Source organism: Streptomyces verrucosisporus (assembly GCF_017114865.1).
GTDB lineage: Bacteria > Actinomycetota > Actinomycetes > Streptomycetales > Streptomycetaceae > Streptomyces > Streptomyces fenghuangensis.
In genome coordinates, this window is the sequence record NZ_JADEYH010000003.1 from 15,906 (window position 1) to 31,152 (window position 15,247).

A 15,247-nucleotide genomic window follows, 5' to 3' on the forward strand; every position below is an offset into this window, starting at 1 on the left:
CCGGGGCGATCGGCGGAACGGCGGAGTGGTGAGGGCGGTCAGGGCAGTTCGGGGCGTATGAGGGCCCGGGCGATCGGCTCTCCGGTGCGTGCCGCGTAGGACATCCGCTCCCGCACCTCGCGAAGGGTGCGCGGCCGGTAGCCGGGCCCGCCGCAGCAGCTCTTGTGGAAGTGGATTCCCGCGTTCACCAGCACCGTGAGCACCCGCCAGCCCTCGTCGTCCCGCCTCCGGGGCGTCGCGAAGGCCGACCCGACGTGGGCCAGCCCCTCACCGCAGCGGGGACACCGCCGTTCGTGGTCACCGGGGTAGGGCTGCTTGTAGGAGGCCCGGCACGGCAGGCAGACGTACGAGGTCTTCGCGTGTCCCATGCGGTCAGCCCAGGTCCGCCGCCTTCCCGGCCCAACGGATTTACGGACCGGACGGAGTGGAACGGCGGGCGGTCACGCGGGGAGGTCGCGGAGGTCCACGGGGGTGCAGTCGTGGAGGGCCAGGACCTGCCGGTGGGCCACCGTCCACCGGATCGCCGGGTGATCGTGGGAGACCTCCTCCAGGAAGGCGGTGACCGGCTCCAGGGTGGCCGGATGGTGGACGGTCCCGGCCACGCCCCACACCCGTGCCCGGCCCACCAGCGCGGCCACGTGCCCCTCGCGCAGCCGTGGGCAGGCCCGTACCGAGATCCGGGCGCACGGCACGCACACCGGCGGCGCCGTGGTCCGCTCCCCCCCTCCTCCACCGGGCGGCCGACGTCCCGCAGTACGAACAGCCACGGCCCGCCGTTCGCCGCCGGCCCGCCGCACACCTGGCAGAGCATGTACCGCACGGCCCTTCGCTGCCGCAGTGCGTGCACCAGCTGGTACTGCGGCCTGACCCGGCCCGGCGCGATGTCGATCACGACATGGACGCGTTCGGCGAACGTCCACGCCCCGTCGCCCCCCCGCCATGTGCTGGTCCAGGCAGGCCACGGTGTCGGCACGATCGGCAGCGGGAAACAGGAACACGGTGCGCATGGACGCAGCGTAGGAGCAGCGGCCGCGCCGCATCGCGGGAACGGCGACCGGACGAGCACCGCTTCCCGGGCTCGGGGCGCGGGTTCGAGTCCCGTCACTCGCCCCATGACGAGGACTCGGGTCGGCGCCCGGGCCTTGCTCGCCGTCCGGACCGGCCCACAGGTCGCGGCACTGCTCGGTCCGCGGACACGGACCCGTCTCAGGCGCCTTCGGCTCCTCCCGGTACCGCCGGTCACCGGGGCCGTCACGGCCTTCCTCCGGCGTGTGGGGACGGGGTCTGTTCCGGTCGCCCCTCGGGCGCCGCCCAGCCCGGCCGCCCGGCCGCCGGACCGGCTCAGCCGCCGGCGGGCGGGGGGTCGGACGGGTCGAGGTGGCGCAGGACGCGGCGCAGGAAACGGGCTCGGTCGCTGCCGTCGGGCACTTCGGCGAGGCGGGTGCGCAGCCGGCGGACGAGGCCGACGGGGACGGAGTACGCGTCCGCGGCCGTGCCGCTCAGCAGGCGGTCGGTGGTGTTGGCGCACCAGTACATGAGGAACGGCAGCTCCTCGCGGGCGGTGGCGTCCAGCAGCGCCTCCAGCTTCGCCGGGTCCGGTTCGGTGTAGAGGCGGGCGAGGGCGGCCAGGCGCTCGCCGGGCTCCTCGGAGGTCAGCATGGCGTCGGTGTCGAAGCCGGGCACGTGCGGCACCACCTTCAGCATCTCGCCGAAGATCCGCTCCTGGCGCGCGGTGCGCAGGGAGCTGCTCGGCATCCGCTCGCGCACTTCCGCGTACTCGGTGACGAGCCGTTCGAGGGCGCCGACCGCCCAGGAGGCGTCGCCTCCTGTCCCCTCCCAGCCTTCCGGATCGGGGCTGTTGGCCGCGGCGAGGGCCACGCGGGCGGTCGCCGCGGCCCCGTCCACCTGCTGGTCCAGGCGCGTGGCGCGCTCCTCCGCCGCGCCGATGCGCTCCTCCAGTCGCCGGTACTCCAGCCGCGCGCCGCCCGGCAGTTCGATGCTGTGGAACAGATCGCCCATCCACGGCACCAGCGCGATCACGAGCAGCGCGACCGCCGTGCTGTCGATGCTCAGATCCGGGCGCAGCACATGGACCAGCGCCAGCGCCGTCGCCACGCAGGTGACGGCCGCCCCCGTCCAGCGTCGGCGGCGTACGAGACCGCGCTCGGTGTCCTCTCCGTCACTCCCCCTGGACATGGCGTCCAGGATGTCAGGACGCGCCCGCCCCTGTCAGGCGTCCCGGGAACCCTCCGGGGAACGGTCCTGGGGGTACCAGCGCAGTTCGACGGTGTTGCCGTCCGGATCGAGGATGTAGACGGACTCGGCGGTGCCGCGCGCGCCGAAGCGGGGGCCGGGGCCGTCCACCACGGTGAGGGTGCCCAAGTCCACGGCCTCCTGCCAGTCCAGCGGTTCGACGACCAGGCAGATGTGGTCCACGTTGGAGCCGCTGCGGGGACCGGCGACCAGGTCGATGATGGTCGTGTCGCTCACCCGTACCGACGGGAACGGCACCTTCCCGGCGCGCCACTCCTCCACACGGACCGGTTCCAGGCCCAGCGGGCCGCAGTAGAGGTCGAGGGACCTCTCGACGTCCTCGACGTTGAGCACCAGGTGGTCGAAGGCGATGACACGCATGGCGGTCTCCTCAACGGGTTTGTGGGGAAGTGCGGTTGACGGTCGGGGGCTTCCGTCACGCTATCCGCCGGGAGCGCGGCGGGCATCGGCCGCCGGTCCTGCGTCCCCGGGACGAGGAGCCCGGCTGGGCGCCGTAGGCCGGATGCCGTAAGCCGGGCGGCGTACGGTGCGCGGTTCACGCCTCCGGCTCGGAGGGCGCCCGGCGGCGCAGCGCCGACTTGACCGTGTCGACCACGAGCCGGGCCGCGACGCCCACCAGCAGCAGACCGCCGGTCATCTGGACCATCACGATGATCCGGGCCGGCTGGGAGCGTGCGGTGATGTCGCCGTATCCGACGGTGGCGAACGTCGTGAGCGCGAAGTACAGGGCGTCGGTGCGGGTGAGGGGCTCGTTGAAGCTGCCCGGCTCGGCCCTCTCCAGGAGGTGGTAGACGGTCGCGAAGAGCAGCAGGAACAGCAGCAGCACGCTCACCAGCGCCTCGGCCGCCCGCAGGATCGGGCGGGGGGAGTGCTCGATCTCGCGTACCTCCCAGAGGAACAGGGCGAGGACGGCGAGCAGCCCCAGGACGAGGATGACGGCCGTACCGCCGGTGAACTCCTTGTCCACGGGCAGCAGGTAGTACGCGGTCAGGAGCGCGGCGGTGATGAAGGCCAGCCGCACCGCCGCGATCACCGCGGGCACACCGTGGGCGGCGCGGACACCCTCCCAGCTGTCCGGGGGTGGCCGGTCGGGCGGGTCGGGTGGCGGCATGCGCGTCTCCCGGTGGTTCGGTCGCGGCCCGCGAGGGCTCCGGCGGGTGTGAGGGGGCTTCGGCGGTCGGGCGGGCAGGGGGTCGGGCGGACGGCGGCTCGGGCTCGTGCCGGGGCCGGGCCGTCAGGGCCGTCAGGGCCGTCAGGGCCGTCAGGGGCGGACCGACACCGTCCAGCCGCTCTTGTAGGTGTCCGGTACCGGGTGGCGCGGCCAGTCGCGCGCCCAGGGCGGCGGGTCCGCCCGGCGCATGACCACCGCGTCGGACCGCTCGGGGGTCCGCAGGTCCGTTCTGACGCAGCCCGCGGTGTGCGCGACGAGGATCCCGTCGTCGCCCGTGACCGCGCACGGGGCGCGCACGCCGTGCGCGTGGAGCACCGCCGCGATGCGCTGCCAGTCGCCGCGCGCCCGCTCCTGGATGCCCGCGTGGGTGTGCGCCAGACCGGCCTGGACGGCCAGATGGCCCGCCAGTACGGCGGTGAGGGCGACGGCCACCGGCACCGAGCCGCGGGCCCGGTCGGCGAGGCGGAGCAGGCCGAGGCCGGCGGGCACGGCAAGCAGCGCGTAGCCGGGCAGCAGGAAGCGCGGAGCGGCGTAGGGCAGCAGGAAGAAGTACTGCACCGTGAGCGAGCCGGCCGTGGCCGCGGCCAGCCACAGCGGCGCCGCGTCCCCCGTGCCCGCCATGCCCCACGGCGTACGGGTGCGGCGGGCCGCGATCAGCCCCAGCGCGGCGAGCAGCGCCAGCAGCGGCCACCAGGCGGCTGCCGCCCACCCCACGCCGTCGCCCGTGCAGGGGCGGCACAGCAGCGGGCCGTCCAGCGCGGTGAGGTGGTCGGCCACCGACAGCACCGGCCGCATGCCGCCCTGGACCTCGCTCGCCTCGGCGAGCCGTTGCGCCACCCCGCCGAACCGCAGCCGCGCCTCCACCAGCCACGGCAGCGCGCCCGCCGCGGCGCCCGCGGCGACGGCCAGGATCCTGCCCCGGCCGCGCCAGGCGGGCACCACGACGGCGGCCAGCAGCAGGGGTGCGGCGAGGGCCGCGCCCTCGTTGGGCCGCATCAGGGTCGCCACGGCCAGCCCGGCGGCCAGCCCCGCGTACCGCGCGCCGCGGCCGGGTCCGCGTCCCGCGAAGCAGCCCACCGCCGCGAGAGCGCCCATCGCCGTGTAGTGGTTGGGCATGGCGGCGCCCGCGTAGAACAGCGCCGTCCACAGCGAGCCGTACAGCGCCGCCGCCACCCATACCGCCGACGGCCGGGGCACCACCCGCAGCCAGGGGCGGAAGCCCAGGTAGAGCGCGGTGCTCGACAGCACCAGCAGCCAGACGCGCAGCAGTACGACCGAGTCGCTCCAGGTGGTGACCGGGGACAGCAGCAGGGGCACGCCGCGGGTGCGCGGGGCGCTGAAGGGGGTCGGGGGACCGTAGGGGGAGAAGCGGCTGGCGTAGACCGTCTCGTCCCAGCCGAGCGGAAGGGTGAGCGGCACCAGGACGGCGGCGGACAGCGCCAGCAGGACGCAGACGGCCGCCAGCTTGCGGGCCTCCCGCCGCAGGGCGCTCGGCGAGCCCGGCGCCGCGGCCGTGGCGCCGGTGCCGACGGCGGCGAGCCCTTTGATTCCCCGGGGGGCGAGGAGCCCGCCGGGGACCGGCACCGTGCGGCCGAAGGTCGGTGCACTGCCCGGCGTTCTGCCCGGCACGGCGTTCACGAGGCCTCCACCCGGTCGTCCTGCGGCCTGCGGTCTGCCCCCCGCCCGCCGTTGTACCAGCGCGCCGGCCGGGGCGGCGCGCGCCCGCGCGGCGGCCGCACCGATCGGACGACGGCCGTACGGCAGCCGGCCTACGGCCGTGTCCCGCCGGAGGCGGGTGCGAGCGGGGGAGGCGGGCAGGCGCGGACGGGGGGCGGGCCGGGCGGAAAAGGGAAGGGGCGCGCGGGAGGATTGGCGCGCTGTGACGCACGCCCCACGCGCGCGGTCCGCCGCCCCCGGCGGGCCCCGGGCACGCCCGGACCAGCGGCCCGTACCGGTCCCGGGGACGGGCGCGAGGGGGACGACAGAAAGCCGCTGACCTGGGCTTTCGGCCGCACGGACGCACCGGCGCCGCCTGACGCCGACAGGGCGCGGACGGCTGTCCGACGGGCCCGCGGGGCGGGCTGCCGTGCGGGCCGCGAGGCGGGCCCGGGCCCGCCGGAGTCCTGACCTCCCGATACGGAAGATGTCTCAAGTAGGCTACGGCACCGTTGCCGTCCGGCAAGGATGCCGGGAACCGTGACGCCCGCCGATGCTGTCGACCGGGTTCGTACGAGGAAGCGGAGTACAGCGGTGGTGCGGATCGAACTGGGAACCGCGGTGTCCGTTGCCCGGGAGATCTCCGAGGAGGTCCTGGCCCCGCAGGCCGCGGCGGTCGACGCGGAGCAGCGGTGGCCGAAGGAGGGCATGGCGGCCCTGCTGGCCCGGCTGGGCGGGCTGGTGGTGCCCGAGCACTCCGGCGGCATGGGCCACGGTCTGCTGGCCGTGGCGCAGGTGGGAGAGGCGACGGGCCGGGCCTGCGCCTCGACGTCGATCTGTTTCGGCATGCACCTGGTCGGCTCGGCGGTGATCGCCGCCCAGGCCGGCACCGCCCAGCGGGAGCGGTACCTGGAGCCCATCGCCGCCGGGGAGCACCTGACGACCCTGGCTCTGTCGGAACCCGGGACGGGTGGCGAGTTCTGGCTGCCGCAGACGCGCATGGAACGCGTCGGGCACCCCGGCGGCGACCGGCTGCGGCTGACCGGCACCAAGAGCTTCGTCACCAACGGCGGCCGCGCCGACTCCTACGTCGTGTCCACCATCGCCGTGGGGCCGGAGACGCCGCCCGGCCAGTTCTCCTGCACGGTCGTCGACGCCGACGCGCCCGGCCTTCAGTGGGGTCCCGAGTGGCACGGCTTCGGCATGCGGGGCAACGCCTCGCGCGGCCTGGAGCTGCCCGGGGTGGAGATCCCCGCCGAGTGCCTGCTGGGACGGGAGGGCGACGAGATCTGGTACGTGTTCAACGTCGTCGCCCCCTACTTCCTGATGGCCATGTCCGGCACCTACCTGGGCGTCGCCGCGGCCGCCCTGGAGGAGGCCCGCGCCCATCTGACGCGGCGGCGCACGCGCGCAGGTCACACCCTGTCCGGCAACCCGGTCGTGCAGCACCGGCTGGGCACGATGTGGGCCCGGGTGGAGCGCACCCGGCGGCTGATCTACCAGGCCGCCGCCGAGGCGGAGCTGGGCGGACCCGAGGCCCTGCCGGGGCTGGCCTCGGCCAAGGCCGAGGTCGCCGACGCGGCGGAGGCCACGGTGAACGACGCCCTGACCCTGGTCGGCGGGATCGGCTACGGGACCGACTCGCCGCTGCAGCGGATGCTGCGCGACGCCCGGGCCGCCCATGTGATGGCCCCGGTCACCGATGTGCTGCGGGTGTGGGCGGGCAAGGCCCTGCTGGACGAACCGCTGCTGGAAAGCTGACGGTGTACTGACGATGCCCGGCGAGAAGAACCGCATCCTGCTGGTGGACGTCCTCCCCGAGACCGCGGAGGACTTCGAGGCCGCGTTCGGCGAGGGGACCGCGTCCGGCGAGGAGGTCGAACTGGTCCACGTCACGGCCGCGAGCGTCCTGGAGCACACCGAGGGCAGGCCCGGCGAACGCCGGCCCGCCGTGGCGGTGGTGGGCCGGCGGGTACCGGCCCCGGTCGGCCTGATCCACGCGCTGCGTCCCCACCCCGCGGACCTGGCGGCGGTGGTGGTCGCCACCTCCGCCACCGACTCCCGGCTCACCACATTGCCGATACTCTTCTCCGCCGACCTCGTCCGCCGGATCCCGGACGCGCAGGTCCACCTGCTGCCGCGGACGGCCCGCGAACTGCTGGGGGGCGTGACCGGACGGCGCGCCGAGATCTCGGTACGTGCCACCGTCCAGCGGCAGCTCACCACCGGCACGGTGATGGGCCGGCAGCTGGGAGAGCGGCTGCTGGGCGAGTTCCTCACCCAGGCCCCGATCGGCGCCCTCATGCTGGACGACGACGGCACGGTGCTCGCCTGGAACCACCGTGCCTCGGACGTCCTGGAGCTGGACGACCACGGCTCGCTCCGCCGTCCGCTGGCCGACCTGTTCCCGCCGGACGCCCGCGCCGCGCTGCGGCAGCACCTGGCCACCGCCCGGGAGCAGTCCGCCCCCGGCCCCGACGTGGTCTTCGAGCGCACCGGGTCCGACGGCACCTCGCAGGCCATACGCATAGCCCCCCAGAAGGTGACGGACTCCGAGGGCCGCGAGCGCGTCCTGGTGCTCGCCGAGGACGTCACCGACCGCCTGCACGCACAGCGCAAGCTCGCCGAGCGCACCGGCCACGCCCTGCTCAGCGCGGAGGTCGCCGCCGCCATGACGGCCTCCGGGCCGCTGGCCGAGCGCCTGCACCGCTGCGTACGGGCCACCGCGGACCGGCTGGGCGCCGACCGCGCCTGCCTGTGGACCCTGACGCCGTCCGGCAGACCCGAGCCCGCCGCCTGCGCCGACATGGAACGCACCACCGCCGCCGAGCGTCTCCACCCCGAGCACGCGGACGAGGAACTGGTCGGGCGGATCGTCGACCGCAAGCGCCCCCATCTGGACCTCACGCCCCCCGGCGGCCGGCACACCGGGTCCGGCCGCCCGGCGGGGTCCTTCGCCGGGTATCCGCTGGTCTCCGGCGGGGAGCTGATCGGTGTACTGACCCTGAGCACCCGGCTGGCTCTGCCCGGCTCCACGCTGTCCATCCTGGAGAACATCGCCGACCAGGTGGCCGTCGGCATCCAGCGGGACCGCCTGCTGCACCGGCTGCGCGCCACCACCCAGGCCCTGGAGCGCCCGCTGCTCCCGCCCCGCCTGCCCGAGCTGCCCGGTTTCGACCTCGCCGCCCGCTACCACCCCTTCGGCAGCGGCCTGCACATCGGCGGGGACTTCTACGACGCCTTCGCCGCCCCCGACGGCCGGTACGTCCTGGCCCTGGGCGACGTCTGCGGCAAGGGACCCGGCGCGGCGGCCATCACCGGCCTGGTCCGCCACACCCTGTGGGCGGCGGCCCAGCACACCACCGACCCCGAGCACGTCCTGGGCCTGGTCAACAACGCGCTACGGCGTCAGAACACCCCCTTCTGCACCCTCGCCTACGCCGTTCTGGAGCCGCCCCCCGATCCCTCGGACCCCTCCTGCGCCGTCCGCGTCCGCATCGCCTCCGCCGGGCACCCCGCCCCGCTGCTGCGCCGCGCCGACGGGCGTGCCGTGCCGCTGGAGGTGCGCGGCCCGCTGCTGGGCGTCCTGGACGAGCTGCACCACCCGGTGACCGAGGCGGAGCTGCGGCCGGGCGAGACCCTGGTCTTCTACACCGACGGCTTCACCGAGGGCGCCGGGGCGGAGGACCGCCGCGAACCCGAGGACCTCGCCGCCCTGCTCGCCGGACACCCGTCGCCGTCCGCCGACGGGCGCCCCGCCGACCGCGTGGTGGCGGCCCTGCTGGAGGACGCCCACTCCTGGTGGGGCGAGCGGCTCCGCGACGACCTGGCCGTCCTCGCGCTCAGCCGCCTGGGCTGAGCGCCGCCGCCCTTCTGCGGGAGGCCCGCCCCCCTTGGGGGCCCGCTCTCAGGGGCGGGTGCGGAGGTTGGTGCCGTTCAGGCACAGGGCGATGTTGCGGACCGCGGCGGTGAGCTCCTCGATCACCCGGGCGGCCTGCTCGGCGTCGTGGAAGGCGGGACGGTCGGCGGACGCGGACAGGGAACTGCTGAGGTCCTCGGTGAGCCGGCGCATCGCGTCCAGCTCCTCGGCGGGTGGCACGGCGGGCGCTTCGGAGGCCGCCGGCGGGGTCGAAGAGGGCGCCGGGGCCGGTGCGGCGGCCGGGGTCGCCGGGACCAGCGGTACGGGCTCGGGCGCGGGGGCGGGCGCCGGCTGGGCGGGTTGAGGGGGCTGCGGAGCCTGAGCGGACCGGGCCGGCTGCGGCTGTGCCCGCTCGGGCGCGGGCGGAGACGGGGCCTGGGGGTCGGCCCGGGGCGCGGGAGGTGCGGGAGGTGCGGCAGGTGCGGGAGGTGCGGCAGGTGCGGCAGGCACCTCGGGTGCGGCCTCCGCCGTACCCGCGTCCGCGCCCGTACCGCTGCCGCCCGCCGCCGGAGCGGCGTTCCACCCCCCGGCGGACCTCGACGCGTCCGGCGAGAGCCGGGTCTGCGGCGGCAGTACGTTCTCGGCGGTGCCCGGGGACCACAGCGGCGCCGTCGGCTGCGGCGCGGTGGGCACGTGCTCGGCCTTCCACTGCAACCGGTAGCACTCGACCTGGTCGGCGCAGGCGGTGCGGGCGTGGAAGATCGCGCTGCCCTCGCCCAGATCGGGGTACCAGAGGTTGGGGCCGGGGAAGCGCACCGTCCGCATCCGGGGCTTGACGGGCTCCGCGCAGCCGATGCAGCAGCCCGCCGGCACGCACAGCCCCGCGCCCTCCTTCTGGGCGGCGGCGCGGGGGCCGATCTCCCCGCGGTACTCCCCGTTGCCGCAGGGCGGCAGTTCGCCGCAGGTGCGGCAGACCGCGTAGTGCTCGGGCAGGACCTGCCAGCCGTGGCTGATGGGCGCGCACCAGTGCTTGGGCGCGGAGCGCGGGTAGTTCTCGTTGCGCAGGACCAGCACCACGGGCCGCTTGTAGAAGTCGGCCCGCTCGGGGGGCTGCGCGTTCAGCCTCCCGTTCATCCGGCGCAGGTCCTCCGAGTGCCGCCACAGTTCGAGGTGCTCGCGCCAGGCCTGCTCGTAGGAGAGGGGCCAGGGGTGGTCCCGGTACTCGTCGATCTCCAGGATCCGCCAGGGCTGCCGGTCGAAGACGACGACGTGCCCGCTCCTCAGGCGCAGGTGCGTACCGTTGTCGCCTTCCTTGGGCCAGTCGATGCGGCCGACGCGGGTGGGCTGGTCGGGGAGCCCTTCGCGAACATGCATGCCACGCTCCTCGGCAACGGGACAACTATGGTCAACATGGAGCACTTTCCATCATTCTGGATCATTTCGGACCTTTAGCCGCTCAGACACGCGCACGCCACCGCCTCACCCGCCCCGCTCCGCAACCTCCGTGACGCGCCGTCAGCCGGCATCCGCGCGCGGTGCCGGACCGCGGTGTCCGCCCGCGGTGCCGGACCGCGCCAACACCGGGCGCCCCCGTGAGTATTAGCCTTTTGCCCGAGATTCCCCGCGAGTGGTTGGCTGCCCGCCATGAGGCCCGTGACCGAGAAGGACATCCGTGCGTCGTTCGTCAACTGCTCCAAGGGCGAGGCCGGACGCATGGCGCTGCCGCGCGACCTGACCGAACAGCCCTGGGACGACCTGGACTTCCCCGGACGGCGCGACCCCGCCGCCCCCGACCGCCGCCGTGTCGTCGCCGAACGCGGCGGCCCGCTCACGGGCGTGGCGCTCCGCTCCCCCGCCCGGCGGCCGGGCCGCGCCCGCCCCGGCGGCGGCGTGTGCTCGCTGTGCCTGACCACGCACCCGGCCGACGGCGTGGCCCTGATGGCCGCGCCCAAGGCCGGCCGGGCCGGGCGCGAGGGCGACTCCGTCGGGCTGTCCATGTGCGCCGATCCGGCCTGCTCGCTGTACGTGCGCGGCGGGAAGGTCCCCGACGGCGGCGGACGCCTGGAGGAGTCGCCGGCGGTGGAGGAGCAGGCGGAGCGCGCCGGGGCCGGCCTCCCGGCCTTCCTCGACCGGCTCCACGCGTGAGCATCGGCCCGGAGCAGCTCGCGGCCGTCGCCCTCCTGGCCGCGGTCGCCCACGGCCTCAAGGGCCTCACCGGCTTCGGGCCCGCGACGCTGTTCGTCCCGGTGGCGTCGCTGCTGTTCGGCCAGCCGACCGCGGTGGCCGCCTCCGGAGTCCTGGACGCCACCTCCGGCGCGGCGCTCACCGCCGCGGACCGGAGCGTCCGCCGGGGCCGGGAGGGCCTGCTGACCGGTGCGTTCATGGCGGTGGGGACGGCCGCCGGAGTGGTGGCCCTGACCCGTGTGCCCGAGGCCGTGGCCGCCGCCGCCCTGGTGCTGGCGGTGCTCGCCGGCCTGGCGGCGGTGGTGGACGCCGGGCGGCGGGGTCCGGTGGGCGAGTCCCGGCCTCTGGACGCCCGGGACGGGGCGGCCGGACTGCTGGCCGGATTCCTCGGCGGCCTCACCGGTATCGGCGGCCCACCGCTCGTGGTCCACCTCCAGCGCGTCCTGACCCCACACGACCTCAGGGCCGTGGTGACGCGCGTCCTGCTGGTGTCGGCCATGGTGCGGGTCGCCACGTTCCTCGTCATCGGCGACGACGCGCAGGTCGCGGACGCGCTGCTGCTGGCGGCGGTGTGCCTGCCGCCGCAGCTCGCCGGGCTGCTGGCCGGCGCCCGGCTGGCCCGCCGCGTCTCCCCGGCCCGCCTGGCGGCGGTCAACGGCACGGTCGTCGCCGCCTCCGTCCTGCTCGCCGCGCTGGGCGCCCTGCTGTAGTACCCCGCCGGCTGCGAGGCGCCCGCCGGTCCCGGCGGCGGGGCGGAACGGCACGGGCGCCCGGGGCGGCGAACCGTTCCTCCGCCGCCCCGGGCGCCCGGCGCACCCGCCGTGCCCGGCGTGGCCGCTAGATCAGGCCCTGCGCCACCATGCCCTGCTCCACCAGCTCGAAGCCGGCGATGTTGGCTCCGGCCACGTAGTCGCCGGGGCGGTCGTAGCGCTCGGCGGTGGTGTGGCACAGGTTGTGGATGTGCTGCATGATCTCGGTCAGCCGGGCCTCGGTGTGCTCGAAGGTCCACGAGTCACGCGAGGCGTTCTGCTGCATCTCCAGGGCGCTGGTGGCCACGCCGCCGGCGTTGGCCGCCTTGCCGGGGCCGAACAGCACGTCGGCCTCGCGCAGCACGCGCACGCCCCCCGGGGTGGTGGGCATGTTCGCACCCTCTCCGACCGCCTGCACGCCGTTGCGCACCAGCGTCGCGGCGTCCTTCTCGTCCAGCTCGTTCTGGGTGGCCGAGGGCAGCGCCACCTCGCACGGCACCTCCCAGACCCGGCCACCGGGGACGAAGCGCGCCCCGCCGCGCTCGGCGTACTCGGACAGCCGGCCGCGCTCGGTGAGCTTGACCTGCTTCAGCAGCTCCAGATCGATGCCCCTCTCCGCGACGACGTAGCCGCCGGAGTCGGAGCAGGCGATCGGGACGGCGCCGAGCTGCCGCGCCTTCTCCATGGCGTAGATGGCCACGTTCCCGGAGCCGGAGACGACCACGCGCTTGCCCTCCAGGGTCTCGCCGCGCGTCTTGAGCATCTCCTCGGTGAAGACGACCAGGCCGTAGCCGGTGGCCTCGGTACGGGCCTGCGACCCGCCCCACAGGACACCCTTGCCGGTCAGGACGCCGGCCTCCCAGCGGTTGGTGATCCGGCGGTACTGGCCGAAGAGGTAGCCGATCTCACGGCCGCCGACCCCGATGTCGCCCGCCGGGATGTCCGTGTACTCACCCAGGTGGCGGTACAGCTCGGTCATGAAGGACTGGCAGAAGCGCATGACCTCCGCGTCCGACTTGCCCTTGGGGTCGAAGTCGCTGCCGCCCTTGCCCCCGCCGATCGGCATGCCGGTCAGGGCGTTCTTGAAGGTCTGCTCGAAGCCCAGGAATTTGATGACCCCCAGGTTGACGGAGGGGTGGAAGCGCAGGCCGCCCTTGTACGGGCCGAGGGCGCTGTTGAACTCCACCCGGAAACCGCGGTTGACGTGGGTCCTCCCGGAGTCGTCGCTCCACGGGACACGGAAGATGATCTGCCGCTCAGGCTCGCACAGGCGCTCGATGAGAGATTCGTCCAGCAGCTCGGGACGCCGGGCGAAGACCGGTTCGAGGGATTCCAGGACCTCCCACACGGCCTGGTGAAACTCCTTCTCGCCGGGATTGCGGTGCAGTATCCGGTCGTAGATCTTCTCGATCACGCGTACTCCTAGAAGGTGCGGCTCCTGTTGTCCCGCCGGTCCCGCTGACCCCTGCGGAACCCGTGAAACGCATGACGCCGAGCACCCCCATGGAGATCGGGTGCTCGGCGTCTTCGTCGACGTGGCGGACTTCAAGCGTGACACGCCTCGGCCGCGAATTCCTCCCGGGGTGCCCCGGATACCCCGGCCACCATGGCCGGAAACCGGGGTCGTCCGACAACTTGCCGCCCAGGACTACAAACGGCCTCACTGGTAAGGGATGTGGCATCCCCGGCGCGCGTGCGCGGGCGCCCGCGCGGGAAGCGGGATACGAGCGCCCGTGCGCCGCGCGGCGCTCTTGGACGAGCGGAGAGAATATATTAGGTTAGCCTGGCCTAATTTGACGGCCGTTCAGGCGGCCCGGGCAAGCACCCGGAGGGAGGGGACGTGAGCGCTTCCGACGGCGGCTGACGCCGCGCACCGGACGACCGCACCGCCTCCCCGACCGCGCCGCACCCAGCGAGGTAGAGCCCGTGTCCATCGTTCTCCCGCCCTCCGCCGCCCCGCGTTCCGCCTACCCCGACGAGGTCCTGCCCGAGCCGGTCCGCCGGCGCCTGCTGGAGCTGGCGGAGGGCGAGGCACCCGTCTCCGCCTACCTCTACGACGGCCGGGCCGCCGCCGCGCGCGCCCGCGAGCTGCGCGCCGCGCTGCCCGATTGGGCGGCCGTCCACTACGCGGTGAAGGCCAACTCCTTCCCCGGCGTCGTACGGGCGCTGGCCCCGTACGTGGACGGCTTCGAGGTCGCCTCCCGCACCGAACTGGAGCTGGCCCTGGCCGCGCTGCGGGAGCGGGACGGCCTCGGAGGCACGCCGGACTCCCCCGCATCCCCGGTCCCCGTCGTCGCCGCCGGGCCCGCCAAGTCCGTGCCCGTACTGACCGCCCTGGTGCGCGCCGGGGTCGAGGCGATCAACGCCGAGAGCCTGCTGGAACTGCACCGCGTCAGCCGTATCGCCGTCGCCGAGGGCACCACCGCCCGGGTGGCGCTGCGCGTCAACCCGGCCGACGACCCCACTGCCGGCACCACCGCCGCTCCGGCCTCGGGGTCGCTGCGCATGGGCGGGCGGCCGTCGCAGTTCGGGGTGCCCGAGCCCGACGTGCCCGGGGTGCTGGAGCAGGCGCTGCGGCTGCCGGGGCTGGACGTCACCGGCTTCCACGTCCACGCCGCCTCCAACAATCTCGACGCCGAGTCCCAGGCCGCCCACCTGCGCCGTTGCGTGGAGTGGAGCGCGGCGACCGCCCGAAGGCACGGTGTGGACCTGCGCATGGTGGACGTCGGCGGCGGCATAGGCGTGGCCTTCGAGGAGCTCGCGGGCGAGCGGCCCTTCGACGTCTCCCGCTTCGGCGAGCTGGTCGCGGAGTGCGAGCCGCCGCCGGGCGTGCGGGTGGTCCTGGAACCGGGCCGCTTCCTGGTGGCCGACTGCGGCTGGTACGCGGCCGAGGTCACCGACGTCAAGCACAGTTACGGCACCGCCTTCGCCGTGCTGCGCGGCGGCATCAACCACTTCCAGCTCCCCACCTCCTGGGACCTGGTGCACAACATCGCCGTCCTGCCCGTCGACCGCTGGCCCGACGGCCTGCCGCGCCCGGAGGCGGCCGGTACGCGCGTCACCGTCGTCGGCGAGCTGTGCACTCCGGAGGACACCCTGCTGCGCGATGTCCGGGTGGACCGAGTCCGGGCGGGGGATCTGGTCGTTTTCCCCTATGCGGGCTCCTACGGGTGGGAGTTCGCGATGCACGGCTTCCTCGGCCATCCCGTCGCGGAACGCCACCTGCTGTGACCACCGACCGCCCCCCGAGACGGCCGCCGGGCCGTACCGCCGAAGCCTTCCTCCCGACGGAGCGACGCAGTAACGGAGCGAGAACGCCATGACCGTGCCCACCGCACCTCCGACACCGGCCAC

13 protein-coding genes are annotated in these 15,247 nt (G+C 75.0%); 5 read left to right on the forward strand and 8 right to left on the reverse strand.

From position 1 onward, the window contains the following. Positions 1-38: 38 nt before the first annotated feature. From IQ279_RS05740 to IQ279_RS05765, 6 genes are all read right to left on the reverse strand, one after another. Positions 39-368, reverse strand: a complete 330-nt coding sequence (locus tag IQ279_RS05740; protein WP_101256104.1) for a deoxyxylulose-5-phosphate synthase — start codon at positions 366-368, stop codon at positions 39-41. A gap of 72 nt (positions 369-440) precedes the next feature. Next, positions 441-698, reverse strand: a complete 258-nt coding sequence (locus IQ279_RS05745) for a hypothetical protein (protein ID WP_206347231.1) — start codon at positions 696-698, stop codon at positions 441-443. A 643-nt stretch (positions 699-1,341) separates the two neighbouring features. Further along, positions 1,342-2,196: a hypothetical protein gene (locus IQ279_RS05750; RefSeq protein ID WP_206347232.1), complete on the reverse strand. Its 855-nt coding sequence runs from the start codon at positions 2,194-2,196 to the stop codon at positions 1,342-1,344. A gap of 33 nt (positions 2,197-2,229) precedes the next feature. Next, positions 2,230-2,634: a VOC family protein gene (locus tag IQ279_RS05755; protein ID WP_206347233.1), complete on the reverse strand. Its 405-nt coding sequence runs from the start codon at positions 2,632-2,634 to the stop codon at positions 2,230-2,232. A gap of 175 nt (positions 2,635-2,809) precedes the next feature. Continuing rightward, positions 2,810-3,385 (reverse strand): potassium channel family protein, encoded by a 576-nt coding sequence (locus IQ279_RS05760; protein WP_206347234.1) that lies wholly within the window; start codon positions 3,383-3,385, stop codon positions 2,810-2,812. A 150-nt stretch (positions 3,386-3,535) separates the two neighbouring features. Beyond that, complete coding sequence (locus tag IQ279_RS05765) at positions 3,536-5,083, reverse strand: hypothetical protein (protein WP_307792231.1); 1,548 nt, start codon at positions 5,081-5,083, stop codon at positions 3,536-3,538. A 612-nt stretch (positions 5,084-5,695) separates the two neighbouring features. Between IQ279_RS05765 and IQ279_RS05770 the strand changes: the two genes are divergently transcribed. Then, the gene (locus IQ279_RS05770) at positions 5,696-6,862 is read left to right on the forward strand and encodes an acyl-CoA dehydrogenase family protein (RefSeq protein ID WP_206347235.1); all 1,167 of its coding nucleotides are present in this window, start codon (positions 5,696-5,698) and stop codon (positions 6,860-6,862) included. Between the two features lie 13 nt (positions 6,863-6,875). Next, positions 6,876-8,960 carry a SpoIIE family protein phosphatase gene (locus IQ279_RS05775; RefSeq protein ID WP_206347236.1) on the forward strand — a complete coding sequence of 695 codons (2,085 nt, stop codon included), beginning with the start codon at positions 6,876-6,878 and terminating at the stop codon, positions 8,958-8,960. A gap of 48 nt (positions 8,961-9,008) precedes the next feature. On the opposite strand, the gene IQ279_RS05780 is transcribed toward IQ279_RS05775, so the two are convergent. After that, positions 9,009-10,334 carry a hypothetical protein gene (locus tag IQ279_RS05780; RefSeq protein ID WP_206347237.1) on the reverse strand — a complete coding sequence of 442 codons (1,326 nt, stop codon included), beginning with the start codon at positions 10,332-10,334 and terminating at the stop codon, positions 9,009-9,011. Positions 10,335-10,604: 270 nt separating this feature from the next. On the opposite strand from IQ279_RS05780, the gene IQ279_RS05785 reads away from it, so the two are divergent. Both IQ279_RS05785 and IQ279_RS05790 read left to right on the forward strand, forming a co-directional pair. Then, positions 10,605-11,105, forward strand: a complete 501-nt coding sequence (locus IQ279_RS05785) for an FBP domain-containing protein (protein WP_206347238.1) — start codon at positions 10,605-10,607, stop codon at positions 11,103-11,105. Further along, positions 11,102-11,854: a TSUP family transporter gene (locus tag IQ279_RS05790; RefSeq protein WP_206347239.1), complete on the forward strand. Its 753-nt coding sequence runs from the start codon at positions 11,102-11,104 to the stop codon at positions 11,852-11,854. Before IQ279_RS05785 ends, IQ279_RS05790 begins: the two co-directional genes overlap by 4 nt. Positions 11,855-11,981: 127 nt before the next feature. Here IQ279_RS05790 and gdhA read toward each other — a convergent pair whose 3' ends face one another. Further along, a complete protein-coding gene (gdhA, locus tag IQ279_RS05795) occupies positions 11,982-13,307 on the reverse strand; it encodes an NADP-specific glutamate dehydrogenase (RefSeq protein ID WP_307792232.1) in 1,326 nt (441 codons plus the stop codon). A gap of 512 nt (positions 13,308-13,819) precedes the next feature. Between gdhA and IQ279_RS05800 the strand changes: the two genes are divergently transcribed. Next, a complete protein-coding gene (locus IQ279_RS05800) occupies positions 13,820-15,124 on the forward strand; it encodes a type III PLP-dependent enzyme domain-containing protein (RefSeq protein WP_206347241.1) in 1,305 nt (434 codons plus the stop codon). The last annotated feature ends 123 nt before the right edge of the window (positions 15,125-15,247 follow it).

Bases quoted from the DNA above. Each gene is read 5' to 3' on its own strand.
- IQ279_RS05740 (WP_101256104.1), bottom strand. From the start codon at position 368: ATGGGACACGCGAAGACCTCGTACGTCTGCCTGCCGTGCCGGGCCTCC.
- IQ279_RS05750 (WP_206347232.1), bottom strand. From the start codon at position 2,196: ATGTCCAGGGGGAGTGACGGAGAGGACACCGAGCGCGGTCTCGTACGC.
- IQ279_RS05755 (WP_206347233.1), bottom strand. From the start codon at position 2,634: ATGCGTGTCATCGCCTTCGACCACCTGGTGCTCAACGTCGAGGACGTC.
- IQ279_RS05760 (WP_206347234.1), bottom strand. From the start codon at position 3,385: ATGCCGCCACCCGACCCGCCCGACCGGCCACCCCCGGACAGCTGGGAG.
- IQ279_RS05775 (WP_206347236.1), top strand. From the start codon at position 6,876: ATGCCCGGCGAGAAGAACCGCATCCTGCTGGTGGACGTCCTCCCCGAG.
- IQ279_RS05780 (WP_206347237.1), bottom strand. From the start codon at position 10,334: ATGCATGTTCGCGAAGGGCTCCCCGACCAGCCCACCCGCGTCGGCCGC.
- IQ279_RS05785 (WP_206347238.1), top strand. From the start codon at position 10,605: ATGAGGCCCGTGACCGAGAAGGACATCCGTGCGTCGTTCGTCAACTGC.